This window comes from Mariniflexile sp. TRM1-10 (assembly GCF_003425985.1).
Lineage (GTDB): Bacteria > Bacteroidota > Bacteroidia > Flavobacteriales > Flavobacteriaceae > Mariniflexile.
Map to the genome: position 1 here is coordinate 99188 of NZ_CP022985.1, position 23589 is coordinate 122776.

30 protein-coding genes are annotated in these 23589 nt (G+C 34.1%); 5 read left to right on the forward strand and 25 right to left on the reverse strand.

Annotated features, from left to right (window positions below; genetic code table 11):
• Positions 1-23 precede the first annotated feature (23 nt).
• From CJ739_RS00510 to CJ739_RS00565, 12 genes are all read right to left on the reverse strand, one after another.
• Positions 24-446 (reverse strand): hypothetical protein, encoded by a 423-nt coding sequence (locus CJ739_RS00510; RefSeq protein WP_117172120.1) that lies wholly within the window; start codon positions 444-446, stop codon positions 24-26.
• On the reverse strand, positions 443-1258 hold the full coding sequence (locus tag CJ739_RS00515; protein ID WP_117172121.1) for an HNH endonuclease: 816 nt from the start codon (positions 1256-1258) through the stop codon (positions 443-445). Before CJ739_RS00515 ends, CJ739_RS00510 begins: the two co-directional genes overlap by 4 nt.
• 141 nt (positions 1259-1399) lie before the next feature.
• Complete coding sequence (locus CJ739_RS00520; RefSeq protein ID WP_117172122.1) at positions 1400-1705, reverse strand: hypothetical protein; 306 nt, start codon at positions 1703-1705, stop codon at positions 1400-1402.
• Between the two features lie 32 nt (positions 1706-1737).
• A complete protein-coding gene (gene dnaG, locus CJ739_RS00525; protein ID WP_117172123.1) occupies positions 1738-5028 on the reverse strand; it encodes a DNA primase in 3291 nt (1096 codons plus the stop codon).
• Positions 5029-5289 (reverse strand): hypothetical protein, encoded by a 261-nt coding sequence (locus CJ739_RS00530; RefSeq protein ID WP_117172124.1) that lies wholly within the window; start codon positions 5287-5289, stop codon positions 5029-5031. It lies immediately after the preceding gene.
• 151 nt (positions 5290-5440) lie between these two features.
• Positions 5441-5692 carry a hypothetical protein gene (locus CJ739_RS00535; RefSeq protein WP_117172125.1) on the reverse strand — a complete coding sequence of 84 codons (252 nt, stop codon included), beginning with the start codon at positions 5690-5692 and terminating at the stop codon, positions 5441-5443.
• A 91-nt stretch (positions 5693-5783) separates the two neighbouring features.
• Positions 5784-6107: a hypothetical protein gene (locus tag CJ739_RS00540; protein ID WP_117172126.1), complete on the reverse strand. Its 324-nt coding sequence runs from the start codon at positions 6105-6107 to the stop codon at positions 5784-5786.
• Positions 6108-6118: 11 nt separating this feature from the next.
• Positions 6119-6610 carry a hypothetical protein gene (locus CJ739_RS00545; protein WP_162880082.1) on the reverse strand — a complete coding sequence of 164 codons (492 nt, stop codon included), beginning with the start codon at positions 6608-6610 and terminating at the stop codon, positions 6119-6121.
• Between the two features lie 4 nt (positions 6611-6614).
• On the reverse strand, positions 6615-6797 hold the full coding sequence (locus CJ739_RS00550) for a hypothetical protein (protein ID WP_117172128.1): 183 nt from the start codon (positions 6795-6797) through the stop codon (positions 6615-6617).
• 96 nt (positions 6798-6893) lie between these two features.
• On the reverse strand, positions 6894-7133 hold the full coding sequence (locus CJ739_RS00555; protein WP_117172129.1) for a hypothetical protein: 240 nt from the start codon (positions 7131-7133) through the stop codon (positions 6894-6896).
• 114 nt (positions 7134-7247) lie between these two features.
• Entirely contained in the window at positions 7248-7814 is a 567-nt protein-coding gene (locus CJ739_RS00560) for a helix-turn-helix transcriptional regulator (RefSeq protein WP_117172130.1), read from the reverse strand.
• 11 nt (positions 7815-7825) lie between these two features.
• Positions 7826-8107, reverse strand: coding sequence for a hypothetical protein (locus CJ739_RS00565; protein ID WP_117172131.1), 282 nt, complete (start codon positions 8105-8107; stop codon positions 7826-7828).
• 92 nt (positions 8108-8199) lie between these two features.
• Between CJ739_RS00565 and CJ739_RS00570 the strand changes: the two genes are divergently transcribed.
• Complete coding sequence (locus CJ739_RS00570) at positions 8200-8520, forward strand: helix-turn-helix domain-containing protein (RefSeq protein ID WP_117172132.1); 321 nt, start codon at positions 8200-8202, stop codon at positions 8518-8520.
• Between the two features lie 206 nt (positions 8521-8726).
• A complete protein-coding gene (locus CJ739_RS00575) occupies positions 8727-9326 on the forward strand; it encodes a YdeI/OmpD-associated family protein (protein ID WP_117172133.1) in 600 nt (199 codons plus the stop codon).
• 204 nt (positions 9327-9530) lie between these two features.
• On the opposite strand, the gene proB is transcribed toward CJ739_RS00575, so the two are convergent.
• The 8 genes from proB to nusB form a co-directional block, all read right to left on the reverse strand.
• The gene (gene proB / locus CJ739_RS00580) at positions 9531-10301 is read right to left on the reverse strand and encodes a glutamate 5-kinase (protein WP_117172134.1); all 771 of its coding nucleotides are present in this window, start codon (positions 10299-10301) and stop codon (positions 9531-9533) included.
• A 1-nt stretch (position 10302) separates the two neighbouring features.
• Complete coding sequence (gene proC / locus CJ739_RS00585; protein ID WP_117172135.1) at positions 10303-11109, reverse strand: pyrroline-5-carboxylate reductase; 807 nt, start codon at positions 11107-11109, stop codon at positions 10303-10305.
• Between the two features lie 39 nt (positions 11110-11148).
• On the reverse strand, positions 11149-11340 hold the full coding sequence (locus CJ739_RS00590; RefSeq protein ID WP_117172136.1) for a hypothetical protein: 192 nt from the start codon (positions 11338-11340) through the stop codon (positions 11149-11151).
• A 127-nt stretch (positions 11341-11467) separates the two neighbouring features.
• Complete coding sequence (locus CJ739_RS00595) at positions 11468-11908, reverse strand: GNAT family N-acetyltransferase (protein WP_162880083.1); 441 nt, start codon at positions 11906-11908, stop codon at positions 11468-11470.
• A gap of 373 nt (positions 11909-12281) precedes the next feature.
• A complete protein-coding gene (locus CJ739_RS00600; RefSeq protein WP_117172138.1) occupies positions 12282-12737 on the reverse strand; it encodes a hypothetical protein in 456 nt (151 codons plus the stop codon).
• A gap of 524 nt (positions 12738-13261) precedes the next feature.
• Positions 13262-13543: a preprotein translocase subunit YajC gene (gene yajC / locus CJ739_RS00610; RefSeq protein WP_117172140.1), complete on the reverse strand. Its 282-nt coding sequence runs from the start codon at positions 13541-13543 to the stop codon at positions 13262-13264.
• Positions 13544-13593: 50 nt separating this feature from the next.
• A complete protein-coding gene (locus CJ739_RS00615) occupies positions 13594-14058 on the reverse strand; it encodes a DUF1573 domain-containing protein (protein ID WP_117172141.1) in 465 nt (154 codons plus the stop codon).
• An 81-nt stretch (positions 14059-14139) separates the two neighbouring features.
• Entirely contained in the window at positions 14140-15084 is a 945-nt protein-coding gene (gene nusB, locus CJ739_RS00620) for a transcription antitermination factor NusB (RefSeq protein WP_236951574.1), read from the reverse strand.
• A gap of 390 nt (positions 15085-15474) precedes the next feature.
• Between nusB and CJ739_RS00625 the strand changes: the two genes are divergently transcribed.
• Positions 15475-17238 (forward strand): ABC transporter ATP-binding protein, encoded by a 1764-nt coding sequence (locus tag CJ739_RS00625; protein WP_117172142.1) that lies wholly within the window; start codon positions 15475-15477, stop codon positions 17236-17238.
• Positions 17239-17600: 362 nt separating this feature from the next.
• Positions 17601-17990, forward strand: coding sequence for a PUR family DNA/RNA-binding protein (locus CJ739_RS00630; protein WP_117172143.1), 390 nt, complete (start codon positions 17601-17603; stop codon positions 17988-17990).
• A 55-nt stretch (positions 17991-18045) separates the two neighbouring features.
• On the opposite strand, the gene CJ739_RS00635 is transcribed toward CJ739_RS00630, so the two are convergent.
• Positions 18046-18381: a tRNA-binding protein gene (locus CJ739_RS00635; protein ID WP_117172144.1), complete on the reverse strand. Its 336-nt coding sequence runs from the start codon at positions 18379-18381 to the stop codon at positions 18046-18048.
• 47 nt (positions 18382-18428) lie between these two features.
• Between CJ739_RS00635 and CJ739_RS00640 the strand changes: the two genes are divergently transcribed.
• On the forward strand, positions 18429-18992 hold the full coding sequence (locus CJ739_RS00640; RefSeq protein ID WP_117172145.1) for a thioredoxin family protein: 564 nt from the start codon (positions 18429-18431) through the stop codon (positions 18990-18992).
• A 70-nt stretch (positions 18993-19062) separates the two neighbouring features.
• On the opposite strand, the gene CJ739_RS00645 is transcribed toward CJ739_RS00640, so the two are convergent.
• The 4 genes from CJ739_RS00645 to CJ739_RS00660 all read right to left on the reverse strand — a co-directional run bounded on the left by CJ739_RS00645 (position 19063) and on the right by CJ739_RS00660 (position 23543).
• Positions 19063-19548 carry a GNAT family N-acetyltransferase gene (locus CJ739_RS00645; protein ID WP_117172146.1) on the reverse strand — a complete coding sequence of 162 codons (486 nt, stop codon included), beginning with the start codon at positions 19546-19548 and terminating at the stop codon, positions 19063-19065.
• Between the two features lie 6 nt (positions 19549-19554).
• Entirely contained in the window at positions 19555-20100 is a 546-nt protein-coding gene (locus CJ739_RS00650; RefSeq protein ID WP_117172147.1) for a YfiT family bacillithiol transferase, read from the reverse strand.
• A 118-nt stretch (positions 20101-20218) separates the two neighbouring features.
• Positions 20219-21151, reverse strand: coding sequence for a peptidylprolyl isomerase (locus CJ739_RS00655; RefSeq protein WP_117172148.1), 933 nt, complete (start codon positions 21149-21151; stop codon positions 20219-20221).
• Positions 21152-21338: 187 nt separating this feature from the next.
• Positions 21339-23543: a RecQ family ATP-dependent DNA helicase gene (locus tag CJ739_RS00660; protein ID WP_117172149.1), complete on the reverse strand. Its 2205-nt coding sequence runs from the start codon at positions 23541-23543 to the stop codon at positions 21339-21341.
• Positions 23544-23589: the final 46 nt, after the last annotated feature.

Sequence of the window (23589 nt, forward strand, 5' to 3'; positions counted from 1 at the left end):
GTGTTTTTAGGTTATACTTAAGTTTATTTTATTTTATTAATGATGGCGAGCATGTGAATCTCGTTTTTTTGGACCTGCACCATTTTATCTACTACATTACATATCGCGGTTGCTTGTGCTATATACTCAGGATTCTTTTTAATTTGTATCAAGGTATCTAGCAGCGTTTCTTTTATTACTTTATTCTCTTTGGTTGGTTCGAAAACCGCCAACTCATTTTTGGGAACGTAAACAGCGGTAACATGTTTTTGTTTTACAACTGGATCTAACAACGATTGCAAAAAACCCTCTACTTCGCTCATTAAAAAATTAAGAGGGTTTGGGCAAAATACCACAACGTTGGCGCCTCGCACATCTTTATACTTTTCAATAGTTATGTTTTTGCCTTTATAGTTAAATTGTTTACCAACTATGTTATCTAACTTCTGTTTTAATTCTGGACTCATTTTGTTGCGTTTTTGTATTTGTTAATTTGTCTTGTTACAGCTCCTTTAAGCTGAACCAGTTCTACTATTTCTGGAGGGTAATTATGTATGGAATTGCGGCGCATAAGTTCGGCATCGCTTACGCGTTCTAAGTTTATTGGCTCGCAATTATGGGTGTCGCCGTCTTTAAAAATAATGTTAAACCCTTTTTTTAGTTTTTTGCCTGTGGCTGCCTCCCAATTATATATGTGCTTATATACCAACTTTCTTTTCCCTGGAGGCTTTATCATTAAATATGACGTATTATTTCGATTATCATGTCTAACAACCTCAGAGCCGACCGGTAAAGTATTATGCGGACTATGGCCTGTTTTAAAACGCGTGGCTTTTGTTCGGGCTATAGCTTCTTTGCTCATATATTCATGCTGTTTTTTGCCCTTGTTTTTTGGTTCTTGCCCTTGTCTGTACATCCCTTTTTCTTTCCTGGCCTCTCGTAATTCTTTTGGAACTTCTAAGCCCATCGCTTTTAATCTTCCGGAGACGCCACAAAAACTCCTATCAAGTTTTTTGGCAATAGCTTTTACCGGCATTTGTAAATAATAGTTCTTAATAAACAGATCTTCTTCCTTTGTAAAGGTGGTTCTGCCTTTCAAAGCTTGAGATCTAAATTTTATTTGCTGTTCTTTAGACACGACAATACCATACGCTTTAAACACCCTTTTTACAACGGCAGTTGATACATTAAATCTTGCTGCCATTTTCTTTTCAGATAGCAAAAAGGCATTTTCAATAAAGTATTGTTCCATTTCTGGCGTGCATTTTTTGATAGGCATAATTATTTGGATTAAAATTTTTTTCCACACACCTTACATTCTTCAATCATATCGAAATGATCTTGGGGTACGCAAGGTTTAATGGCTTGCGACGGGGTGCATTCTATTGGATTTCCATCGTCTATAGTGAAACATTCGGTGTTACCCGATATTTTTAAGTATTTTATGGCCATAATTGTTAGCTTGTTTTAAATCTGTTTGTTGTAAATCGTACATTATCGAATCGCGCCAATCTGTTACCGGTACGTATACTTTTTTTGCTAAAAATAATTCCTGAAGCTTTACTGAATTTGTGTAGGCATCTATCATAAACACGCCTTCTATTTTATTGCTTTCTTCACAATGAACATAGTAAGGTTGGCCAATTCTTAAAAGCTTTGTTTTTATAACCAAATCGGCTTTTGTCGCAAGCCTAACCTGTACTTCAATTTTTATTATTTCTGCCATGGGATTATTTATTTAAAAGTTCGAATTGATAATTAAAAAAACTCTAGTTCAGGGTCATCATCATTTTTTGCTTCAGTGTAACTATTAGCGTTTGCTACATTTACAGGCACAGGCGGCTCATTCTCTGCAGAATAATCACGTTCGAGCTCTACGACATTTAAATTCTTCATCATGGTATAATTAAAAGCGTAACAGCTGCTACTGCCGTTCTGGAACTGCAGGCCTTTAATAGCTCCAAGAAAATAAGGTTTGCTCTTGAAATATCCTTTTAACGTGCTTTCGCCAATAGGCTCTTCATTTTTACGTTTGCTCACCGCTTCCACATAATCTTGATGCACCTTGTTTAATCGAAGAAATAGTATTTCATCAGCGTTTTTGTTGACGACTTCTTCGTAAACCGCTTCTCCTTCTTTTTTGCCCTGGTATATTTTGAAGTTGGTTTTTTTCTCAATTTTAAAATCGAAATCAATTTTAATAATGCGTCTATCTACCAGGTAACTTAAAGTTTGCCAGAATTTAGCAGTTCCTTCGGTTTCGCTTATCATACTGCTAGATTCTTGAATAGCCTCAATACAATGATTATAAAAGGCTTTCCACGTAAACGGAAATGAAAATTTGCTGAACATAATTTTTACAGGTGCCATAATAGCTATAAAGTTGTTAAGCATTCTCTCCATATATTCATCCTTTCCGAAGCGTTCTAGCAATGATTTATTCAATTCATTTATCGTCGGTGTTAATTCCTTTTGAATGGATTCCCGGTACTTTAAAATATCGATCATCATGCCTGTTAATCCTTCGCGCTCGTATTGCTTCAATTGGGCATAGGACAGCTTTTCTTCAACGGAATAAACGCGTTCCATAAAGTGCTCGGTAATAGATCTAGACGACAATGAATTATCATCACGTACCGACATATATTGTGAAAGTATTATGCAAGCCGATTTTATTCGGTCTAACTTGGTTTTTTTATCGCCAGAAGCCACCCCAGTTTCACGCGCTCTATCGTCGTAAGCTTGCTTTAAAACTTGGAATTTTATTTCGTGAATATTACTATCATGATACTCTTCCAAGGCAATGACTATGTTTGATATTCGACTTACACGCCTAAAAAAACCAACAATACTTCCAGAGTTCAAGTCGAATCCTTTCTGTCCGATGGTGAAAATATTGGTAAGCGATTCTGAAAAAGTAGTTTTACCCGATTGCTTTTGACCTGTTAAAAATAGATGTGGAAAGAACCCATATTGATCAACCACAATGTCTCTAAAAACCGCTGCAATACTAAAAGCAATACCGGTATATGCTTTTTTGCCGTAGATTTTAACCATTAAGTCCATCCACTGATTGAAATTTATCGGCGATTCTTTATAAACAAAGCTTCTTACGCTTTCGAAACTATCATCATCATCACGATTTCCTAAGTTTACTTTAGAGCATGATGGCGAATAGAACAGATCTATTTTATCGCCTTCCTTGTTAAACTCCTGGTCCTTTACCTGTACAATGCCGTAATCGTCAACTTCTCTAAATTCATCTTTTAAAACCACCCCGTTTGCGAATGCAAAAAAACCTTCAGGCTGTTGGCCAAGCGTAGTAAATTCATAGGCCTTATCGAAGCTGTACAATAATCGGTTTCTGTACTGTTTAAAATTTAATGCACTTACCGAAGCTTCGAAAGTGAAGTTGTAACGGTCTACTATCTTCTCCTGGAACAAAGTGTAGCTGGAAATTTCTTTGTTAGTGAAATCGACCACCCCCGTTTCGTTAATATTATTTGTAAATTCTATAATACGTTTCCCTTCGTCTTTACTTGAGATAATATGAAATAGTGGTTTGGTGATGAAGTTTGATCCTTTAAAAAAGATATCGTTTGATGATTTAAAATAGATGGCCTTTTCTAATTCTGAATAAACAAACCCGTCTTTTTTGAACTGCTGAAGGTCGCCATCTGAAGGAAATCCACGGCTTTGCATTTGCATGAGTTCCTGGTCTAAACTTAAGCGCTCACGTTTTTCGTGCGTTTCCTGCAGGTTGCTAAACAAGGTTACTTTAGTGGTTAAATCCTTTGCCGAAATTTTTAATTTTTTGCCACACTCTTTTATGTATTCTTTCCTTTTTATAGGGTCGGAGATATGCAATAAACTTCTGCAGATAGATTCGGCAGCTGCCGAAATATCATCGGGCGTTTCGCATAGGTCACGTACTTTGGCACTTTTCCACAGCAAAGCATCGAGCGTGTTATTGGAAATGTATTCCTGCAGCTTTGGATATTGCCGTGCGATACTATCAGGATCTTCACCTTCTGCAAGTTCCACGACCGAAACACGGAAACCACAGGACAATAGTAAATCCATATCTCGATAGCAAGCTTCCAGTCCTGCTTTATCGCCGTCCCGGACAATAACTATGTGATTGCACAAACGTTTTAGGATTTTGCATTGCTGAATATCTAAAGCGGTACCACATGTCGCAACGGTGTTTTCTAAATTTCTATTATGAAACGCCATCACGTCGGTATAGCCTTCAACCAGGTAGGTGCGATTCGATTTTATAATAGCTGCTGTGCTTTGGTGCAGGCCATATAGTACTTTTGATTTATTGTAAAGTGGGGTTTCGGGAGAATTTAAATACTTCGGGAATTGTTTAACGCTTTCGTCGTTGCTTTTGCGTCCACCAAAACCAATGACCCGCCCTTGCGAATTTTGAATAGGGAAAATAATCCTATCTATAAAATAATCGAAATACTTTGGCGGATTATGGGAAATTAAGCCCAAAGTAACCGCTTCATCTACTTTGGCTTTTTCCTTAAAGCGTTTGTTAAGTTGGTGGAAATCGGGCGACGCATAACCTATACCAAATTTGGTAATAATTTCATCACTAAATTTTCTATTCTCCAGGTTTTGTTTTGCCCAATGAGTGACCGGCAAGTCATTAAAGTTCTTTAAAAATACTTTGTTTGCCCACTCTACCATTTTCTTGTAGGTTTCAAACGTGGTGTTTTCTTCCTGTTGTTCGGGCGTTAAGGCTTCCTCTATTAAGGTAATGTTAGCAATATCAGCTACTTTTTTTATGGCTATAATCCATTCTACACCTTCTTTTTGCATGATGTAGCTCACAGGACCAAAACCACCATTACCGGTACTGAAGCATTTCCATATATTTTTAGCTGGAGACACAACAAATGATGGCGTTCTGTCTTCAGGATTAAAAGGGGACTTACCTTTAAAGTTTCCTCCGGCTTTTTTAAGGTCCCAAATTTTAGGGATTATTTCATCTACTTTAATTTCTAGTACGCGGTCTATACTTTCTGATGTAATCATTTAATTGGTGGCAGTTATTGATTGATTGATTTTTTTTTCTAATGTGCTGATATCGGACTTGATTTTATTAAGATGCTTTTGGGTGTTTTGCTGATGGATTTTTTGTTTTAGCTGATCAAGCCGCAAAGGATTTTTTTCTGACCATTCTAGATGCATGAAAGCAATTTCTAAATCGGCTTTTCTTCTATCTAATTGTTCCTGAAGCGGCCGCTCGTTTCCATCCTTGTCGAACTTCCAAATCATTTCGGGTTTCTGGTTCATTTTTTTTATTTTCTAAACATTCCAACTCTATTTCGTTACATTTTAAAAGCTTTTGTTTTTCTTCCGGAGAAAACATATCACTAGTTTCTATCTGCAGTATCCGACTTTTGACGGCGTTTATTTTAGATTGGATTGGTGTCATTCGCATAAATTAATTAGATAACGATACGTTCTTAATGGCCATAAATTCTATCCATTCTTCATAATATATTTCTCCAAATAATGGTGTATAATCATATTTTAAACAAGCATTTTTTATAAGCTCTTTATTTTCTATCCTAATTGGAAATCCGTTATTATCAATTTTTTTATAACCATTTTCTAACTTGTGAAATATCCTTCCGAATTCAACACCATGAGAAAAATTGTTATTTTCTTCGGTAAATTTTAATATTAGTTTCATTCTTAATTGATAAGCATTAAAAAAACTATAATCAGCATGAGCTTTAAAGCTGCAGCTGTAATAATCCAAAACTTGTAGGTGTAAAGCAGTTTCATTTGTATAATTTCGAGTAAACCAAATCCCATTTTTCAAGCTGACTGGAATTAACTACTATTAGATTTTTTACATGTTCTTTATGAGTTTCTGGAGCTCTATATTTTTCTGAATATTCTAAACGCTTTTGCAAATCACTGGACTCGTTCTCAAGCCCTCTAATTTTTGATTCAACAAAAAATCTAGACGGTTGGGTTTTATTCACAAAAAGTTCTAAATCTCTAGTAGAAGAATCAGGATTCATAATGATTTCATTCCATTCAAAAATTTGATTTTCAGTTAGGATACTTTGATATTTTAAAACTTGTTCTCTATAATCCATATGGTAAATTTTTAAAATGTAAATCCAACTTTAATCAAGCCGCTTAAACGCCAGTAGTCTTTAATGTCGGGATCTTCCTCTTTGCCATCGGTTCTAAGATCATAGCTAAAGCCGCCACCAATACAAAACCCGTCATTATATCCGTTGAAGTAAAAATCTAAACCTGTTTCCAAACCAACCGTTGGATGCCAAGCCTCTCTGCGTATAAAGCCTAGCTTTAAACCTTGGTAGGTCCTAAACGAATCCATACCAAAATGTTGATTAAAACCTAAAGGGGTTCCGGTAACTTCTATGTATTGTTTACCTCGTAGGTCTGGAAAGACAAAAGCCTGTGCTTTAAAGTAATAAACCGTCATTTGGTACTCGATACCAAACCCGATGTTAAAGCCATCTTTATAAGTGGCCACAGGATCGGTGTAACTGTATAAAGCAAAACGTTTGTCTTGTGCGTTTGCTAATAATGCCATTAAGAACATTAGTAAGATGATGATGTATTTTTTCATAATTTTAAGCGTCAATTATTATTCTAATTCGTTTGTGGGCTAGCAGCTCGAAGAATCTGATATCTAAAATTTCATAATCCTCATGGAGCGTTACCAATGCATGGCCTGCTTTTTTTAGTTCGTCAATGCTCTTGCACTGGTGTACTATCTTTGCTATTTCTAAATTGCTGTAATATCCTTTTAGCATGATTTGTGGTTTTTAAAAACCGCCACCTAAGCAGCGGTTTATCTATCAATCACTCCAACAACACTTATTTGTGAGAGACTAAGTGTTGTGATGTCTTTACCAAAAACAAATAACTATACCTGTTCCAGATCGCTTCATTATCATACTTACAGAAACCTCTTTAGCTAATCCGGCTAAAGCAATGATTTGATGTTCGTTCAAAGGGTCTTTTACAATGGTTTTCAATCCATCATAAGCACCATCTGCGTATGGTTTTCCTTCTTTTTTTGTTTCAGTTCCGAAGATTTCTTTAAAACCTTCTTCAATTTTTGCGTGGTGTTTTTTGTTTACTGCCATGTTTATATAATTTTTTTGTTAAACTCGTTTTAAAAACCGCCACCTAAGCAGCGGTTACCAACTAAAGTACTTCCTATGAAGTATTTGATTAAAAGAACGCCAGTAGGCTCGCACCTAAAGCAGATTAAGCTCCACGGCTATTAATACCGCTTCTTGCTTTGTTTGTATGTTTAGTTTTTTATATAGCCCCTTCTTGAATAGATTGAAAGTACCCATGCACATTTTAAGCTTATCGGCCAATGCATCGTTGGTTAAATTGGTAGCCAATAGTTTGATCAACTTTATTTCTTTTGGCATCAGCTCGTTGTTTTTATATTCCAAATTTTTGCACACAACGCCTTCACCTTTGCAAACGCCGCGTAATGGGCAATCCCAATATTCACCTTTCTGTAGTTGTAAATCTTCGATGTCTGGATTGAAGTCTAGGCCACCAAAACGGCAGCGTACAAATTTTTCTAAGCGTTTCATTTCAGAATCGGGATGCCAATCCTTTAAAATAGTATCTACCTCATTTTCTTTGTCCAAAGCATCACGAAGTATCAGCAGTGTGCCGAATGGCAAATCGTAGAAATCTTGTAGTTTACCGTTTGTGAACGCTTTCACTTGATCATTGAGGATGAAAAACTCAACTGACGAATTATTTAATCCTGGATAAATTCTTGTAGTGGTTGGTGTGGTCATAATTTTTTTTGTTATTCTGCTTTTTGCAGATTTTTTTTAAGTTGTTGCGAAATCATTTTATGTTCTTTGGCGACTTCAATGATGGCATTAAACACTGCGATGTTTTTATTTGTGCCACACTTAACATTTCGCACCATAGAAGAAGAAACCTTTTGATTATTCTCCTGAAGCTTCTCAATAACCAATGCGGTGTACTCCTTTGGCAAGTGGTTTTCTATCAAATCTTGTAGAACCTCTTGTTCTTTATGCGATTGCACATTGTAAAGTGTTGTTAATTTGTTTAAATTTGTCATGTGTTGTTTAAATGTGTTTACAAATATATACAAATAAGTAAATAAAATTACAAAATATTTACCAATAAGTATAATTTATAATTATTCTAAATATGGATTTTGGAGAAAAATTAAAGGTGGTAATTAAGAAAAAGTACCGTACCATAGGGGATTGCGCCGATAAGTTCGGTATGAATTACACGCAATTATCGCAATATCTAAATGGTAAAAAAATTTCTATCGAGTTTTTGTCTAAAGTCATCGAAGAATTTCCAGACGTAGACCTTAATTGGTTGTTACGAGACAATTTGGATGAAGAATATATGGTAAATGAGAATCAGGCAGGATATAAAATACCGATGAAAAATGAAGAAATAGTGGATAAAACCATCGAGCTCCTAACAGATTTAAAGCTTCAACTGACACAAAAGTGACACAACAATAAAAAATATATACTGATAACGAGCGTGTTAATTCTTATTTGGGAGTCCCAGCCCGGTCACCACGTAGGACAAAACCTTGCTAATCGTAGATTAGCGAGGTTTTTTATTTTTTAGGAAACATTTTATTTGATAGGATTTAAAAATTATTTAAATTAATTTTCTAATACTACATTATCAAACTTCTTCAAAACACTGCCATGAAAAAAGTAAATTCGGTTGAAGAATACATTGAAGAACATGCTCCATTTAGTGAGGCATTAACACTTTTACGCAGTATTATTAATAGCACCGAGTTAGAAGAATCTATAAAATGGAACGCTCCTATATATGCTCTTGATGGTAAAAATGTGATTGGTTTGGGTGCTTTTAAACAGCATTTTGGCATTTGGTTTTTTAATGGTGTCTTTCTTAAAGATGAAAAAAACTTACTGCAATCTGCTCAGGAAAAAACCAAAGGTTTAAGGCAAATGCGTTTTGAATCTATTAACGATATTGATAAAAACAGTGTTTTAGCTTATGTAAAAGAAGCCATTGAGAATCAAAGACTAGGAAAAGAAATAAAGCCGATCAAAACAACAAAAAAAGATATTGTGGTTCCTGAGGGACTTCGAAAACATTTAAAAGAAAACACCGTTTTATTTGATGCTTTCAAACTTTTAACACCAAGTAAGCAGCGTGAATATTGTGAGTTTATTGCCGAAGCTAAACGCGATGCCACTAAACAAACTCGCCTAGATAAAATAACACCTATGATTTTACAAGGTATTGGACTAAATGATAAATACAAAAATTACTAAGAGATTGTCTAAATAAAAAAGAAGCTGTATAAAAAGTCTAGTTCTATGTCATATTGAGCACTTTGACAAGCTCAGCACAGGCTTTGTCGAAATATTTTAACTTACTAGCAATCATTATCGGTTTCGACAAGCTCAACCTGACAAATTAAATTTAATGGACTTTTTATACAGCTTCTTTTTTAATTAAGACTAAACCTGTTTTAGTTACAACGATACTTTTGTCCCAACTGCTTTTCCATCAATTATATCTATTATAATATTGTCTGTTTTTCCGTTTACTATGTAAGTAGGGATGTTATTAGCGGCTGCTTGCTGTGCATAATCTAATTTTGAGCCCATACCTCCACGACCTTCTTCTTCACTTTTATTATTGTCTTTAATATACTTGTCTAAATTTTCATGTGGGCCAACGTTTTGTATCAAACTACTGTTTAGTGCATCGGGATGCCCCGTGTATAGTCCGTCAATGTCGGTTAATATAATCAGTTTATCAGCGTTTATAAGTTGTGCTATTAAGCTAGCCAGTTCATCATTATCAGAAAACATAGACATGGTAACCGATACCGCATCATCTTCATTGGCTATAGGAATAACACCTTCGGACAGTAAGCCTTCACAACAATTAATCATATTTTGTCTATGTACACCTGGACTAAAATCGCGTTTTGTGGGAAGTACTTGCGCACATTTCATACCATAGTCATGAAAAACATCGTAATACAAACGCATCATACGTGGTTGCCCTATGGCAGAATATACCTGACGGCGTTGCGTTCTATTCTTTATTTTGGACTTTCCTAAAACTTCTTTTCCTGCTATTACTGAACCCGACGATACGAGTAAGCAAATAATGTCGCGATCATAAAGTTCGGCTATTTGTTTTACCAAATTACGTAATACGGGTCTAACAATTCTATTGTCTCTGTTGGTCATTACATTAGTACCAACTTTAATAACTATTCTTTCTTTATACATTTTAGTATTCTTTTCCTAATTCAACAGCGCGATTAAACGCCGCAAATGCTGCTTCCTTTATTAATTCGTTTACATTATTATCTTGCATGGAATCTAGTGCAGCACGGGTTGTTCCGCCTTTTGAGGCCACTTTTTCCATCCAAGAATTAGGCGATAAATTAGATTGATTGAAAAGCTCGACCGCTCCTGTAAAAGTTTGACTTACCAAAACTGTGGAATCGTTTTTTGAGAACCCCATTTGTAAGGCTGCTTCCATCATACTTTGCATAAAATAAAAGACATAAGCGGGCCCACTTCCTGAAATGCCAGTAGAAGCATCAATGAAGTTTTCATTGGATACACGCATAGATTTTCCTGTGGTATCCAATAAGCTTTCTACGGTTAGCATTTCGATTCTAGAAACCTCAGGCGATATAACATACGATGTTAAGCCCTTCCCTATTTGCGCAGGCAAATTTGGCATGGCCCTAACTATTTTGTTCAGTCCAGTTATTTCTTTTATAGAGGTTATGGAAACACCTGCCATTATGGATACTAAAATTTGTTGTGGTTGCACAAGTGGTTTTATGGCTTTAAAGACACTTTCGGCATGGTATGGTTTAACGGCTATAAATATAATATCTGCTTGCGGAACGCAATCTTTTAACTCGCTAAAAGCATCAAAATGTGATATTTGGTGAAGCTCTTCAAGTTTTTCTTCAGATTTATCTAAAACCATGATGTTTTTTTTCTTTAACAATCTTGATTTAGACATACCTTCGGCATAAGTAAGCCCCATGTTACCTGCCCCTATTACTAGTACTTTCATTTATTTATTTATTTATTTGTGTGTTTGTTAATTTAATTATTAAACAAATAGCATACAATCATTACAGTCTTTCACCTCTCCATAATAGGTTTCCCTATATTTATGAAGTGTTTTAATAGGCAGCCCAAGTAGATACTTTTTTATATAAGTAACCTTTGTGGTTAATTCGCCCATTTTTATACTGTGTCGTTTTTCGTATGTTGTTTCTCTTTTTATATATATAATTTTCATAATGTTTATATTTATTGTTTTTTAATTTTCAGATGGGACACCCTAAATAAACATCCTCATATGTGTGAATGTGGTTCCCATTGGAGTCACATCTGTGTTTTATTTTTAATTTGTATTGCATGATTGGTTAATTCCTAACTAATCTCATTTCTATATTTCTGGGTTTAAAACCTTGTTTTTCAAATAATTCCACCACAGCATTATTTTTGTTTATATATGTTGAAATATCGCCATCACAATATTTTATGGTGTGCTTAATTAATTCTTTAGCGATTCCCTTTTCCCTAAACGCTGTCTTTACAGCTATGTAAACCAATATGTTTTCCGGTATATATTCGTTCATACCTGTTCTGTTTACTACTGCAGCCCCAAAAATTTCATTATTATGCTCCATGACAAACACATAGCCACCTAATCCTGGAACCTCTTTTGCGGCATATAATACGGATTTTCTAATGGCACTTTTAGTGTCTCTGGCATCCTCAGAATATTCAAATAAAAAATTAGTTATGCGATTTATATCAATAATTGATAGCCTTGAAAAGGCATCAAAGGTTTTTATAGTCATTAATGTTATTGTTTTTAATCGCATCTAAACCAGTAATAGATGCAACTAATTAAGAATATAAATAATTAAGCTTTGTAAGTACTTAAATAAAAAAACAGGAATAAATAAAGTGTACTATTTAAAAATAGAACCTCTTTTTAGAGGTGCTAGGAGGAATAAACTTATCGGATTGGGTTCTAAAAACTAAAAAGTTAAAGTTGAATATTCTACAGTTTTGTCTTTCATGAAGTCCTTTGCTCATGCTGCAAATTTACGAAAATTGACCGCTAATAGCAAATAATACCCTTTAAGCTTTGTTAAGATAATGATAAGTTTTAACAAAGAACAAAAAAAGCTCCCTGAAAAAAGGAGCTTTAAAATCAAGAACTATGGATTAAAACAACCCTAGACTTACCCTCGGTGTACGTACGTTTACACTAGTGGTAACCGTGCTTCGTTGAGGATATCTATGGTAATAATAATTGTCGTATCTATAATAATAAAACGACGCATGATGGTAATAATGCGGACTGTGGTGGCAGTGTGCATCACAATGCTCATAATGGCTTGCATAAGCATCTCTCTTACCTTTCATATAGGCTTTATAAGATTTTCTATCTCTTTGTTTTAATTCTTTTTCATAGGCTTTTTGCTCTTCCCAAAAAGCATCTTCTTCAGCTTTTGTTTTGGCAGCAAATTGTTGTTCGTATTTAGCATCTTCTATGGCTCGTTGTTCATAATACGACTGACTATCTATTTTAGCTTCAGAAGTTGTTTTGGTTTCTTGGGCATTTACTATAGAAGAAACAATTACTATAAAAAACATGACTAGTGCTTTAATTGATTTCATAATTTATAATTTTATATTAAACTTTAATTACTGTAATTCTATATTTAAGACAACTTTAAACATCTTTACCCTACCTTAAAAAAACATTTTAAATTTTATTTAATAGTAGACAGAGAAGAGATTCTTCTAGTTGATTTTAATATGCTTTTTTGAATTGAGAATTTCAAATCGTTAAACTCCTTCATTTCACTAAATCTACTTCTATCAATTTTGCTTTGAGATAAATACAGTTCGAATTCTGAAATATACGCTAGCATTTTCAGTTTATTATTCAATTTAATTCTTTCCAAGTTCAAATCGACCAGACGCTTAGTTTCTAAAACATCTAGCTTTCTTGAAAACACTAAATAAGGCATGAACAAATACATAGTCTAAACGATTAAGTTAGCGAAGTACTTAACATTAAGACAACCTTATAATTATTTACCCTACCTTTTAGCTGAAGTAATTTAAAAGTTTTTATAAAACAAGAAGGGCTTCCTAATTAGGAAGCCCTTCACAATTTTTTTTAAACGAAACTAGTTTTATGCTTGTGCGCTAGCTTTAGCGCTTAACTCCATAGAAATTGCAGAACGTTCAAACTTAACTTTTCCAGACATGGTTTCTATAATACATGTTTGGTCTTTATCGTTAAGTTCTAAAATTTTACCATGCAACCCGCTTTTGGTAATAACTTTATCGCCTTTTTTTAATTCAGCATTGAATTTCTTTTCTTTTTTAGCGCGTTTCATTTGTGGTGCAATCATAAAGAAATACACAACCACAAACATTAGTATAAACGGTAAAAATTGACCGATTCCTTCCATTGTTTTTTAGTTATTTGTTAGTTATTTGGTATGCTACTTTTGTAGCAGTGTTAATTAGTTGTTATAGCATTAGGATCTTTTACGAATGCTGAAATTTTAACAACCTCAGACCCTTTTTCGGTATTGGCGGTTACCGTTATGGTTTTTGTTATTTTGTTGGCACCACTTCCGTTGTACTTCACGGTAAATTTACCTGTTTTTCCTGGTGCTAAAGGTTCTTTACTCCAATCTTCTGGCACCGTACAGCCACAAGAACTTTTAATATCTGTTATAACAAGAGGTGCATTTCCTGTGTTTTTATAAGAGAAAACCGTTTCAACTGATTTACCTTTTTCTATTTCACCAAAATCGTGTTCAGTTTCATTAAATTCAAGTACAGGAAATTTAGAGGCGTTAGCATCCCTAAGGGCTGCCGCCGTTACATTGGCATCATCTACTTTTTTAGAAGCATCCTCTTTACAAGAAGTAAAAACCATTAAACTAAGGGCACTTAATCCTAATATTATTTTTTTCATTACTAAGCTATTTTTGTTCAAGCAGTAAAAATAGGAATTATTTAATCTATTAAAAACTTTTAATAGCTTCTTAACACAAATTTACAGCAATCCGCGACCTACTTTTTTTAGGGTTCCAGCCTCTTCATACTCTTTTACCAATTTATCTAAAATACCATTTATAAAAATGCTGCTTTTTGGGGTAGAATATTCTTTGGCTATTTCCAAATATTCATTTATAGTGACTTTTACGGGAATGGACGGAAAGTTTTTTAATTCGCAAATTGCCAATTGAAGCAATACATAATCTACATTGGCAATACGGTCTGAATCCCAATTTTGTGTTTTCTGCTCAATTTCTTTATTTAATGCCGTTCTATTTAAAAGTGTTTTTCTAAATAAATCGATGGCATACTGCTTATCGTCTGCATCTTTATAAAGCTTTGGTGTAAAATACCCTCCGGCCGATGTGCTTTTTGCTTTTCGTAATAACTTTAAAATAGTGGTATTTACTGTTGGCAAATCATCTAACCAAGTTAAATTTTTATCTTCTAAATAGTCGTAAAGCTTATCGTTTGGAGCTATAATGTCTTTAAATACATCTACAATGAAATCTTTGTCCTCTTTAAAATCGGACACTTTGGTTGTCATGTATTCCTTATACAAATTGCTAGAGGTAATGGCTTTGAAAATAACATCCACATATTCACCATCGAGTTGCCAATTCGTTATGTTGTGTATCTCTAACTGGTTTTTTAACTGAAAATCCGCTGCCAAAAGTTCAAGAAGCTGGTTGTTTACAAACTTTCTGTTGGGATCTTTATCTTCTTTGGTAGCTAAATGCTTTTTTTGTTTTTTTTCTAAATCGTTTTCAGCTCTTTTTTGAACCTCCAATAACAAAGAAAGAAGCAATAGGTACAAGTTGTACATATTGTCTATACTAAACAGTAAAAACTTTTGATCTTTACTAAAATCGTCACTTTCTCCACCTTTAAAGGCATACATGGTTTGCATTACTTTTACACGGATATGTCTTCTGTTTAGCATAATTACAAGGAACTTAAATTTATATAAACGAAAATTTTTTAATTTCGAGCTGCAAAAATAGCACTATTTTAAAAAGTTACTTCATATTTTTTGTTTTTATTATTGAACTCATCTTGACTTTTTCTATTCCCTATAAAATGGCTAAAATTTACCCATATTTCGTTACTTTTTTTATGCTTAGCGATGCTATGCCTTTCAAAAAGTGCCTCATCTGGACAAATTTCATCTCATTCTCGGTTAAAAACAAAAAGTCAAGATGAGTTCATTTACTAAATACTTTATGGTATTTTTAACAATTACTAAATAGCTATTAAAGCTGAATATGTTTTTAAAACTTTATATTTGCTTACTTAATTAGTACCATATCTCTCTATATAATTAGACCTTTAAATGAAAGAATTACAGCACTTAAACAAATATTTTTTAAAATACAAAAAGCAGCTTTTAATTGGTACTGTAATCACTATAATAGCCAGAATATTTTTGCTATATACACCACGTTATGTTCGGGAAATTTTTGTTGTTATTGAAAAATATTTAAAAGGCGGGGTTTCTGAACAGGTTGTAAAAGCAGAATTAACCGAAGTTATCATCTACATTATTGGTGCCGCATTAATTGCTGCCATACTTACGTTTTTTATGCGTCAATACATCATTAATGTTTCCCGTTACATAGAATTCGATTTAAAAAATGAAATCTACAACCAATACCAAAAACTTTCTTTAAATTTTTATAAAAAGAACAGAACGGGCGATTTAATGAACCGCATTAGCGAAGATGTTGGTAATGTACGTATGTATGCAGGACCTGCCATTATGTATAGCATTAATACCGTCACCCTTTTTATAATTGCACTTATTTACATGTTTAATGAAGCCCCCAAACTGGCTTTATATACGGTGTTACCCCTACCCATATTATCAATTGTTATATATAAATTAAGTAAAGAAATACATCATAGAAGTACCATTGTGCAACAGTTTCTATCTAAACTATCTACTTTCACACAAGAATCATTTAGTGGTATTTCGGTTATTAAAGCCTACGGAATTGAACCACAAACGGCTACCAATTTCAAATCGTTAGCTACTGAAAGTAAAGAAAAACAAATAAACCTCGCTAAAGTACAAGCATGGTTTTTCCCTATGATGATTTTACTTATTGGCACCAGTAACTTACTGGTTATTTATGTGGGTGGCATGCAATACATTAATGGTGAAATTGAAAGTTTAGGAACCATTGCCGAATTTATTATTTATGTAAATATGCTTACATGGCCCGTGGCAACAGTGGGTTGGGTAACCTCTATTGTGCAACAAGCCGAGGCTTCCCAAAAACGCATTAACGAGTTTTTAAAACTGGAACCCGAAATAAAAAACACGGTAGAGGAACATACCATAATCAATGGAGACATTGTTTTTAATAACGTAACCTTTACATACGACGATACCAATATTCAAGCGTTAAACGGCATAAGTTTCCATATAAAAGAAGGCGAAACCTTAGCTATTTTAGGAAAAACAGGTTCTGGGAAATCGACTATTTTAGATTTAATTGGCCGTCTTTATGATATTGATGGCGGTTCTATTTTAATAAATGGCATTCCTATTAAAAATCATAATCTAACCGATTTACGAAAAAGCATTGGCTATGTGCCCCAAGATGCCTTTTTGTTTTCAGATACCATTAAAAACAATATTAAGTTTGGGAATCAGTATGCTACGGATGAAGAGGTTATTGAAGCCGCCAAAAATGCCCAAGTACACAAAAACATCATTAAATTCAATAATGGATACGATACTATTTTAGGTGAACGTGGTATTACGCTTTCGGGTGGGCAAAAACAACGTGTGTCTATTGCACGTGCTATTATAAAGCTGCCGGAAATTTTATTGTTCGACGATTGTTTATCGGCTGTCGATACCGAAACCGAAGAAAAAATATTAAAAAATTTAACCAGAATAACTAAAGGCAAAACATCTATTATTGTGGGTCATAGGGTATCTTCTGCAAAAAATGCCCATAAAATTATAGTGTTGGATAATGGTAAAATAGTTCAAGAAGGCACACACGAAACACTTATAAATGTAGAAGGGTACTACCAACACCTATACTTAAAGCAATCAAGTGAAGCTTCTTCAAATAAAGACTAATACCATTTACTATTTGTGTTTACTGTAATAAAATGCCTTTTTTTCCCCTCGCTATTTCAATATAAAATGAAAATATAGCTTTGTCTATGCTCAATACGCCAGCTGGCTCGTCGTTAAAAATGTGCAGTGCACATTTTCTTTTCACTCTGCCCTCTATTTTATATCGATAAAAAATCATCATTCTCTTTTATAGTAAACTCAAACAACAACTGGCATAAACCCTTTATTTATAAACAAATAGGCTTGCATTAAATGCAACAAAATAGGATACTTTAAAAAGAAATTTCATAAAATGTTGGTTCGTATTGGTTTTTTTTAGATTTTTGATATAAATTGATAATTTAATAAATTTCTATATAACTATGAACAATAATGACATGATGGAGAAAGAGGAGATTTTTTCTAAAGTATTAAGAGCAGGAAGACGCACATATTTTTTTGACGTAAGATCTACAAAAGCAGACGATTATTATCTAACTATTACCGAAAGTAAAAAATTCACCAATGATGATGGTTCGTTTCATTACAAGAAGCATAAAATTTATATCTACAAAGAAGACTTTAGTGAGTTTAAAGATATTTTAGCTGAAATGACCGATTATATTATTGATGAAAAAGGTGATGAAGTTATTAGTGAGCGTCATCAAAAAGACTTCAAAAAAGAATATGATACTGAAGAAACTCCTAGTGAAAACGGGGAATTACACAAATCGACCGAAAGTTTCACTGATTTAAGTTTTGATGATATTTAATACGGTAATAAAAAAAATGAACAATACAAACCGTTACTTTTTGGTAGCGGTTTTTTTAGCTCACAACATGACCGTTTTTTACTTTGTTTTCTGGGTTTAATAAAATAACATCTTTACCGTTAACCGCTCCTAAAACCAAACATTCACTCATAAACTTAGCTATCTGTTTTTTAGGAAAGTTTATAACGGCCACAATTTGTCTTTCTAGTAAATCTTCCTTTTTATATCGTGTAGTAATTTGTGCTGACGACTTTTTAATTCCCAAATCGCCAAAATCAATTGTTAATTGGTAGGCAGGATGGTGTGCTTCAGGAAAATCATTTACTTCAATAATGGTTCCTACCCGCAAGTCTATTTTAGAAAAATCCTCAAAAGTTATAGTCCTATTCATTTTTTAAAAATACAAATTATTCCGAACTTTGAATAAAACTCATTATTATGGCAAATACACCTTCAAATATGTTACCCTTGGGTACTACGGCACCTTACTTTGAATTACCTGATACTATTAGCGATACACTTATAGATTTGGAAACGGTTAAAGGCAAAAATGGCACAGTTATTATGTTTATCTGCAACCACTGCCCTTTTGTAATTCATGTATGTGATGAAATAATAGCTATTGCAAAGGCCTATTTAAAAAAAGGGATTGGTTTTGCAGCGATTTCTAGTAACGATGCTATCAAATACCCGCAAGATGGTCCTGATAAAATGAAAATTCACGCTAAAAGTGAAAAATTCCCATTCCCTTATTTATATGATGGAAGTCAAGATATTGCCAAAGCTTATGAAGCTGCCTGTACACCCGATTTTTATGTGTTTAATAAAGATTTAAAGTTAGTTTACCGAGGGCAGTTGGACGATTCAAGACCTGGGAATGGCAAACCTGTTACAGGAAGTGATTTACGGCATGCATTGGATTGTTTGATAGAAGACAAAGAAAACAGCAACCCACAAAAACCTAGTATAGGTTGCAATATAAAATGGAAAATCCCAGAATAGAATGCTAGACGACTTAGACTTCTTAGATTATTAGACCTCTTAAATTGTTAGATTGTTGGATTTCTTAGAATTAGTTGGTGGTTAGTTGCCAAAAACCTACGTCGTGCCACTTATCGAATTTATAGCCAACTTCCTTAAAATGCGCTACTTTTTCAAATCCAAAACCCTCATGAAGTTTTACACTGGCATCATTAGGCAATGTTAAACCGCCAATAAGTACATGGTAATTTTCTTCTTTTAGCTGTTGAATTAATTCTGAATACATTTTTTTCCCAATTTGTTTCCCCAATGTATTATGCTTCAAGTAAATGGTTAGCTCTACTGTCTTATTATAGGCAGGTTTTGTTCGAAACGTATTGGCATAGGCATAACCTAATATCTCATCATTTTCTTCGTAAACTATAAAGGGAAATTGACTGGAAATGGTGCTTATTTTCTCTTCAAAATCCTGAGCCGAAAAAGGAACCAAATCTAGCGTTACGATAGAATGAATAACATAATAATTATAGATCGCTACAAGTTGTTGGGCATCTGCAACAGTTACTGGTCTTATCATAATCTTCTAAATCCAGTTATTACGTTTCATCAAATTTTCGATGTGTGCATAATGATGGTTGCTATGCCATGCATACATACCTATATTCTTTTTTAAGACCACTTCACTTTGTGTTTCTGGGTGAATAAAATGCTTGTTTAAATCATTATCAGATAACCCTTTTAATAAATAAACGAGCTTCGCATGAATGGCTTTTAAGTGAAGTAAGGACATATCAATTGGTGCCGATTTAGTATCAAATAATTCTGCCCACCTATCTTCATAATAGGCTTTAATAACTGGTGTATCCTCTGTTAAAGTCCATTTAAATCGTGCATAGCTATGGTGATGGCTATCGGACAAATGATGAATAACTTGCCTAACCGTCCAACCTTCTGGTCTATAGGGCGTATCTAATTGGTCATCAGATAAATTCTTAACAAGATGTTCTAATCGGTTTGGAAAATGTTCTAAAATGGAAATCCAACCCTCAATTTGTTGCGGATAAATATTAGTTGGGCAATCAAACTTCCCAATAGGGTATTTAAGTTTTTCTAATTCTTGTTTTATCATATGTAAATATAAAAAAAAGCCACAATGAAGTGGCTTATAAAACTATACTTTAAATAAAAAATTTCTTGAAGCTGACTATCCTCGAAGCAGAGCCTTCTGATAATTATTTTAATTAATGTTATTTAACACTCATCAATTCTACATCAAAAATTAAGGTTGCATCTGGTGGAATAAGCCCTCCTGCACCTCTATTTCCATATCCTAAATGGCTAGGAATTACAAAACGTGCTTTATCACCTACGTTTAATAATTGAATGCCTTCATCCCAACCTGAGATTACATGACCAATTCCTACCGGAAAATCGATGGGTTGGTTGCGTTTGTATGATGAATCAAAAACAGTTCCATCTGCTAATTGTCCTTTATAGTGTACGGAGACATGCTTACCTTTTTCGGCTTTTGTCCCTGTTCCTTTTTGAATAATTTGATAACGTAATCCGCTTTCGGTTTTGTTAAATCCTGAGGCTAATTTATCTAATTCGGCTTCGGCTTCTCTTTTTGCTTCTGCTAATCTTTTTTCTCTTGAACCTTCAAAAGTTCTAAAAGCTTCAACGGCATTAAAAGCTTCTGCTTCTGCACCAACTCTTATAATTTCTAAAGTTTCAATTTTATCACCTTGAGCGATAGCGTCAACCACATTTTGACCTTCAACCACTTTACCAAAAACGGTATGATTGTTATCTAACCAAGGTGTTTCAACATGTGTAATGAAAAACTGACTACCGTTGGTGCCAGGTCCTGCATTTGCCATAGACAAAACCCCTGGTCCATCGTGCTTTAAATCCGGATGAAACTCGTCATCAAATTTATAGCCTGGATCACCTGAACCTGAACCTTGTGGGCAACCACCTTGAATCATAAAATCTGGAATAACTCTATGAAATTTTAGACCATCATAATAAGGTGTTCCTTGAGGTTTTACTTTGTTTTCTAAGTTTCCTTCGGCCAAAGCTACGAAGTTACCAACTGTCCCTGGTGTTTTTTTGAATTCCAAAGTAACAAGGATCCCCCCTTTAGTTGTATTGAATTTTGCGTATAATCCGTCTTGCATGCTATTCTTTTTTAATGAAGCTGCAAATATAAGAAATGATTAACAATTGTTTATTAACGAATGGTATTTTTTGATTGGTTTACTGTAAGGAGTTGTAAAGTTAAAAGTTATAAAGTTACAAAGTTACAAAGGGACTGAGCTGTAAAGCTAAATCTCATAACCCCATAAACCCATAAACTTAAAAACGTCAATTAGCTACTTCACTAATAAACTTAATTCTATACAAACGAAGTTCATCTTCATCATAATCACCATCAAATTCCTTAATAGCGACATCTATGCTATCCGTTTTAGATTCCATAAAGTAATCATGAATTTCATCTTGTTGGTCTTCATCTAAAATCTCATCAATCCAATAGTTTATATTTAGTTTGGTACCAGAATAGACTATGGCTTCCATTTCCTTGATAAAATCTTCCATAGACATGCCTTTTGATGAAGCAATATCATCTAATGGCAACTTTCTATCTATGTTTTGAATAATATAAAGTTTATTGGCTGAATTACTTCCCGTAGATTTAACAACTAAATCATCTGGACGAATAATATCGTGTTCTTCAACATATTGTGCTATAAGTTCTATAAAATCTTTACCATATTTTTTTGCTTTTCCATCACCAACACCATGCACGTTAGCAAGTTCTGCCATAGTAATGGGATATTTTAACGCCATATCTTCTAGCGATGGGTCTTGAAAAATAACAAAAGGAGGCACTCCTAATTTTTTAGCATTCTTTTTACGTAAATCTTTCAATAAATTCATTAACAACTCATCGGCTACAGCGCCTTCTCCTTTAGCTGCTGTAACAATAGTACCGTCTTCTTGCTCTCCATCAAAAATGTGGTCTTCGGTCATCATAAAAGATTCTGGTTTTTTTATAAAATCTCTACCAGCTTTAGCTAATTTGATCACACCATACGTTTCAATATCTTTTTTAAGCAACCCAGACACCAGTACTTGCCTTAATAAGGCCATCCAATACTTTTTATCTTTATCTTTCCCTTTCCCAAAGAAAGCTTGCTCGTTGGTTTTATGCGAATTAATTAAGGCATTTTCTTTACCCGTAATAACATGTACTAGGTCTTTAGACTTGTACTTTTCGTTAGTTTTATCAATAGTTTCAAGAAGTAACTTAACATCATCTTTCGCTTCGTGTTTCTTTTTGGGGTGTCTAACGTTATCATCCATATCGCCACCTTCACCTGTTTCGTTATCAAACTCTTCACCAAAATAATGTAAAATAAACTTTCTACGGGAAATAGATGTTTCGGCGAATGCTACCACTTCCTGCAATAAGGCCTGCCCGATTTCCTGTTCTGCAACGGGTTTACCAGACATGAATTTTTCAAGTTTCTCGATGTCTTTATAGGCATAATATGCCAAACAATGTCCTTCACCACCATCGCGCCCTGCCCTACCGGTTTCTTGGTAATAGCTTTCTATACTTTTCGGAATATCGTGATGAATTACAAAACGCACATCAGGTTTGTCGATGCCCATACCAAAGGCTATTGTAGCTACCACCACATCAACATCTTCCATTAAAAAGTTGTCTTGGTAGTTTGATCTTGACTTAGCATCTAATCCCGCATGATAAGGGACTGCTTTAATACCATTAACCTGCAAAACCTGTGCAAGTTCTTCAACTCGTTTTCTGCTTAAACAGTAAACAATACCGGACTTTCCTTGGTTTTGCTTTATAAAACGGATGATGTCGGCATCTACATTCTTGGTTTTAGGACGTACTTCATAATATAAATTAGGTCTATTAAACGAGGCTTTAAATGTTTTAGCCCCACTAATTCCTAAGTTTTTAATAATATCTTCCTGCACTTTAGGCGTTGCCGTAGCAGTTAAACCTATAATGGGAATGTTATCGCCAATACGACCAATAATATGTTTTAAATTTCTGTATTCCGGTCTAAAATCATGTCCCCATTCACTAATACAATGTGCTTCGTCAATAGCCATAAAAGACACTTTCACCGAACGTAAAAACTCTACATTCTCTTCCTTAGTGAGCGATTCCGGTGCCACATAAAGAAGTTTCGTAATACCATTAACAATATCTTCCTTAACTCGTTTTATTTCTGTTTTATTTAGCGAGGAATTTAAAACATGTGCAATCCCTTCTTCATTGGAAACACCTCTAATGGCATCTACTTGATTTTTCATTAAAGCTATTAAAGGAGACACTACAATGGCCGTTCCTTCTTGCATTAATGCTGGCAGTTGATAACAAAGCGATTTACCACCGCCCGTTGGCATGATAACGAATGTGTTATTTCCTGATAAAATACTTTCTACAACACCTTCTTGGAGTCCTTTGAATTTGCCAAACCCAAAATACTTTTTTAGTGCTGAATGCAAGTCACTTTTTGCTATTAACATGAATGATACTGAAATTTATTTAATCGTTAAAAAATCATAAAAAATA

What these genes read in the sequence shown, in the direction of transcription:
- CJ739_RS00510 (WP_117172120.1), bottom strand. Translation starts at nt 446, where the DNA reads ATGAGTCCAGAATTAAAACAGAAGTTAGATAACATAGTTGGTAAACAA.
- yajC (WP_117172140.1), bottom strand. Translation starts at nt 13,543, where the DNA reads ATGGAAGGAATCGGTCAATTTTTACCGTTTATACTAATGTTTGTGGTT.
- CJ739_RS00575 (WP_117172133.1), top strand. Translation starts at nt 8,727, where the DNA reads ATGAAAAAAGTAAATTCGGTTGAAGAATACATTGAAGAACATGCTCCA.
- CJ739_RS00520 (WP_117172122.1), bottom strand. Translation starts at nt 1,705, where the DNA reads ATGGCAGAAATAATAAAAATTGAAGTACAGGTTAGGCTTGCGACAAAA.
- CJ739_RS00535 (WP_117172125.1), bottom strand. Translation starts at nt 5,692, where the DNA reads ATGAAACTAATATTAAAATTTACCGAAGAAAATAACAATTTTTCTCAT.
- CJ739_RS00545 (WP_162880082.1), bottom strand. Translation starts at nt 6,610, where the DNA reads ATGAAAAAATACATCATCATCTTACTAATGTTCTTAATGGCATTATTA.
- CJ739_RS00650 (WP_117172147.1), bottom strand. Translation starts at nt 20,100, where the DNA reads ATGATAAAACAAGAATTAGAAAAACTTAAATACCCTATTGGGAAGTTT.
- CJ739_RS00540 (WP_117172126.1), bottom strand. Translation starts at nt 6,107, where the DNA reads ATGGATTATAGAGAACAAGTTTTAAAATATCAAAGTATCCTAACTGAA.
- CJ739_RS00515 (WP_117172121.1), bottom strand. Translation starts at nt 1,258, where the DNA reads ATGCCTATCAAAAAATGCACGCCAGAAATGGAACAATACTTTATTGAA.
- CJ739_RS00590 (WP_117172136.1), bottom strand. Translation starts at nt 11,340, where the DNA reads ATGAAAATTATATATATAAAAAGAGAAACAACATACGAAAAACGACAC.
- CJ739_RS00595 (WP_162880083.1), bottom strand. Translation starts at nt 11,908, where the DNA reads ATGACTATAAAAACCTTTGATGCCTTTTCAAGGCTATCAATTATTGAT.
- CJ739_RS00550 (WP_117172128.1), bottom strand. Translation starts at nt 6,797, where the DNA reads ATGCTAAAAGGATATTACAGCAATTTAGAAATAGCAAAGATAGTACAC.
- dnaG (WP_117172123.1), bottom strand. Translation starts at nt 5,028, where the DNA reads ATGATTACATCAGAAAGTATAGACCGCGTACTAGAAATTAAAGTAGAT.
- CJ739_RS00615 (WP_117172141.1), bottom strand. Translation starts at nt 14,058, where the DNA reads ATGAAAAAAATAATATTAGGATTAAGTGCCCTTAGTTTAATGGTTTTT.
- CJ739_RS00565 (WP_117172131.1), bottom strand. Translation starts at nt 8,107, where the DNA reads ATGACAAATTTAAACAAATTAACAACACTTTACAATGTGCAATCGCAT.
- CJ739_RS00530 (WP_117172124.1), bottom strand. Translation starts at nt 5,289, where the DNA reads ATGAACCAGAAACCCGAAATGATTTGGAAGTTCGACAAGGATGGAAAC.
- CJ739_RS00570 (WP_117172132.1), top strand. Translation starts at nt 8,200, where the DNA reads ATGGATTTTGGAGAAAAATTAAAGGTGGTAATTAAGAAAAAGTACCGT.
- nusB (WP_236951574.1), bottom strand. Translation starts at nt 15,084, where the DNA reads ATGCTAAACAGAAGACATATCCGTGTAAAAGTAATGCAAACCATGTAT.
- proC (WP_117172135.1), bottom strand. Translation starts at nt 11,109, where the DNA reads ATGAAAGTACTAGTAATAGGGGCAGGTAACATGGGGCTTACTTATGCC.
- CJ739_RS00645 (WP_117172146.1), bottom strand. Translation starts at nt 19,548, where the DNA reads ATGATAAGACCAGTAACTGTTGCAGATGCCCAACAACTTGTAGCGATC.
- CJ739_RS00655 (WP_117172148.1), bottom strand. Translation starts at nt 21,151, where the DNA reads ATGCAAGACGGATTATACGCAAAATTCAATACAACTAAAGGGGGGATC.
- CJ739_RS00660 (WP_117172149.1), bottom strand. Translation starts at nt 23,543, where the DNA reads ATGTTAATAGCAAAAAGTGACTTGCATTCAGCACTAAAAAAGTATTTT.
- CJ739_RS00555 (WP_117172129.1), bottom strand. Translation starts at nt 7,133, where the DNA reads ATGGCAGTAAACAAAAAACACCACGCAAAAATTGAAGAAGGTTTTAAA.
- CJ739_RS00630 (WP_117172143.1), top strand. Translation starts at nt 17,601, where the DNA reads ATGAACAATAATGACATGATGGAGAAAGAGGAGATTTTTTCTAAAGTA.
- CJ739_RS00560 (WP_117172130.1), bottom strand. Translation starts at nt 7,814, where the DNA reads ATGACCACACCAACCACTACAAGAATTTATCCAGGATTAAATAATTCG.
- CJ739_RS00640 (WP_117172145.1), top strand. Translation starts at nt 18,429, where the DNA reads ATGGCAAATACACCTTCAAATATGTTACCCTTGGGTACTACGGCACCT.
- CJ739_RS00625 (WP_117172142.1), top strand. Translation starts at nt 15,475, where the DNA reads ATGAAAGAATTACAGCACTTAAACAAATATTTTTTAAAATACAAAAAG.
- CJ739_RS00600 (WP_117172138.1), bottom strand. Translation starts at nt 12,737, where the DNA reads ATGAAATCAATTAAAGCACTAGTCATGTTTTTTATAGTAATTGTTTCT.
- CJ739_RS00635 (WP_117172144.1), bottom strand. Translation starts at nt 18,381, where the DNA reads ATGAATAGGACTATAACTTTTGAGGATTTTTCTAAAATAGACTTGCGG.
- proB (WP_117172134.1), bottom strand. Translation starts at nt 10,301, where the DNA reads ATGTATAAAGAAAGAATAGTTATTAAAGTTGGTACTAATGTAATGACC.